Below are 2,615 nucleotides of genomic sequence, written 5' to 3'. Positions count from 1 at the left end.
CGGACCCCAGACCCACCGCTGTAACCCGAAGATGGCGCCCTACATCTATGGCGCCCGCAACAACATCCACATCATCGACCTGTCGCAGACGGTGCCGCTGCTGCACCAGGCCCTGAAGCAGGTTTCCGACACCGTCGCCAAGGGCGGCCGTGTGCTGTTCGTCGGCACCAAGCGCCAGGCTTCGGACATCGTCGCCGACGCCGCACAGCGTTCGGCCCAGTATTATGTCAACTCGCGTTGGCTGGGCGGCATGCTGACCAACTGGAAGACGATCTCGAATTCGATCCAACGCCTGCGCAAGCTCGACGAGACGCTGGCCGGCGAGGCCCAGGGCCTCACCAAGAAGGAGCGCCTCAACCTCGACCGTGAGCGCGAGAAGCTCAACAAGGCGCTGGGCGGCATCAAGGACATGGGTTCGACGCCGGACCTGATGTTCGTCATCGACACCAACAAGGAGGCGATCGCCATCCTCGAGGCCAAGCGCCTCGGCATCCCGGTCGTCGCCATCATCGATTCCAACTGCGACCCGGACAAAATCGACTTCCCGATCCCCGGCAATGACGACGCGGCCCGCGCGATCCAGCTTTATTGCGATCTGATCGCCAAGGCTGCGATCGACGGCATCGCCCGGCAGCAGGGCGCGCTCGGCATGGACATCGGCGCGTCGGCCGAGGCTCCGGTCGAACCGGCGCTCGACACTCCGGCCACTGAAGCTCCGGAAGCTTGAAAAACGAAGGCCGGCTTCGGCCTTCATCTTTCCAATAAGTTGGCGCGTTAAAGCGCTTTTGCCGGGCGCATCATCGGGATTCGATGGTGCGTCGGCGCTTTTGAAACAAAGAGGCGACAATGAGCATTTCGGCTGCACAGGTCAAAGAACTCCGCGACTTGACCGGCGCGGGCATGATGGACTGCAAGGCGGCGTTGAACGAAACCAACGGCGACATGGAAGCGGCCGTCGACTGGCTGCGCAAGAAGGGCATCTCCAAGGCCGACAAGAAGGCCGGCCGCACCGCGGCGGAAGGCCTGATCGGCGTCGATTCCGGTGTTCGCGAAGCCGCGGTCGTCGAGGTGAACTCCGAGACCGACTTCGTCGCGCGCAACTCCGCCTTCCAGGAAATCGTCGCCAACGTCGCCAAGGTGGCGCTCGCCTATGGCACGACCGAAGCAGTTGCCGCGGCCAAGTATCCGGGCTCCGACAAGTCAGTCACCGACACCATCAAGGACGCGGTCGGCACCATCGGCGAGAACATGGGCTTCCGCCGCTCGGCCAAGCTCACTGTCCCGCATGGCGCGGTGGCGACCTATGTCCACAATGCCGTCGCGGATGGCCTCGGCAAGCTCGGCGTGCTGGTCGCGATCGAGACCACCGGCAATGAGCATGCGGCGAACGCCTTCGGCCGCCAGGTCGCCATGCATGTCGCCGCGACCAACCCGGTTGCGCTGACTGCCGAGGAAGTCGACCCGGCCCTGATCGAGCGCGAGAAGGCGATCTTCTCCGACCAGGCCCGCCAGTCCGGCAAGCCGGAAGCGATCATCGAGAAGATGGTCGAGGGCCGGCTGCGTAAGTTCTATGAAGAGGTCGTGCTCCTGAAGCAGGCCTTCGTGCTCAATCCCGACATCACCGTCGAGAAGGCGCTGAAGTATGCCGAGAAGGAGATCGGCGCTCCGGCGAAGATCACCGCCTATCTGCGTTACGCGCTGGGCGAGGGCATCGAGAAGGAAGCGACCGATTTCGCGGCGGAAGTCGCGGCCGCGGTCAAGAAATAGCCCGAAGCAAAAGTAAGGCTACAGAGCTCAGGCAACTCGGCCGGGTGTCCGCATGGATGCCCGGCCGATCTCTTGAGCGGTATCGATAAAGGCTCTGAGCTTCGGCGCCATCGATGCCCTGCGCGGGAAATAGAGGAACAGGCCCGGCTCCTCGATCGCCGTCTTCGGCAGGATCTGAACCAGACGACCCGCGGCGAGATCGGCGCGCACCAGCGGCTCGAATACGTAGGCGAGCCCGACCCCAGCAAGCGCAAGATCGATCGCCGCAAGCGAATCTGTGACGATGGCCGTGCCGCGCGTCTCGACCACGACATCCTTACCGTTCTCGTTCAGATCCCAACGATAGAGCCCGCCGGAGCGGACAAGCCGGTAGCCGATGCAATTGTGCCTCGCCAGGTCGGCTACGTCGCGCGGCGGGCCGTGCTTTCCGATATAGCCGGGCGAGGCGACAACCACTGCCTTGACGGGAGGCGTAAGCCGCACGGTGATCATATCCTGTGCGATCATCTCGCCCAACCTGATGCCGGCATCGAAACCCTCGCCGACGATATCGACCAGGGCCTGGTCGGCGAAGACCTCGACCGTCACCTCCGGATAGCGTTCGGCCATGGCCGCGATCACCGGCGTGACCGCCAGGGGCATCGCGATATTGGACGCATTGATCCTGAGCAGGCCGGAGGGCCTGCCCTTGACGCCGCGGATGCGGTCGATGCGCTCGGAGATGTCCTGCAGGGCAGGGGCCGCGGTCTCCACCAGCGCCTTGCCGGCTTCGGTCAGCGAAACGCTGCGCGTGGTGCGCGCAAACAGCGGCTGGCCGATGCGCTCTTCCACCAGCCGCACCGCATGAC

3 protein-coding genes are annotated in these 2,615 nt (G+C 64.3%); 2 read left to right on the top strand and 1 reads right to left on the bottom strand.

The window, feature by feature from the left end; all coding sequences use genetic code 11:
• A partial coding sequence (gene rpsB, locus EOA60_RS28055) for a 30S ribosomal protein S2 (protein WP_128312250.1) occupies window positions 1-727 on the top strand: 727 nt, incomplete at its 5' end.
• A gap of 119 nt (window positions 728-846) precedes the next feature.
• The gene (tsf, locus tag EOA60_RS28050; RefSeq protein ID WP_095825367.1) at window positions 847-1,767 is read left to right on the top strand and encodes a translation elongation factor Ts; all 921 of its coding nucleotides are present in this window, start codon (window positions 847-849) and stop codon (window positions 1,765-1,767) included.
• Between the two features lie 27 nt (window positions 1,768-1,794).
• Here tsf and EOA60_RS28045 read toward each other — a convergent pair.
• A partial coding sequence (locus EOA60_RS28045; RefSeq protein WP_164899589.1) for a LysR substrate-binding domain-containing protein occupies window positions 1,795-2,615 on the bottom strand: 821 nt, incomplete at its 5' end.

Source organism: Mesorhizobium sp. M1A.F.Ca.IN.020.06.1.1 (genome assembly GCF_004023265.1).
GTDB lineage: Bacteria > Pseudomonadota > Alphaproteobacteria > Rhizobiales > Rhizobiaceae > Mesorhizobium.
Note: the sequence above shows the minus strand (reverse complement) of the source record. Positions and strands in the feature narration are given on the sequence as shown.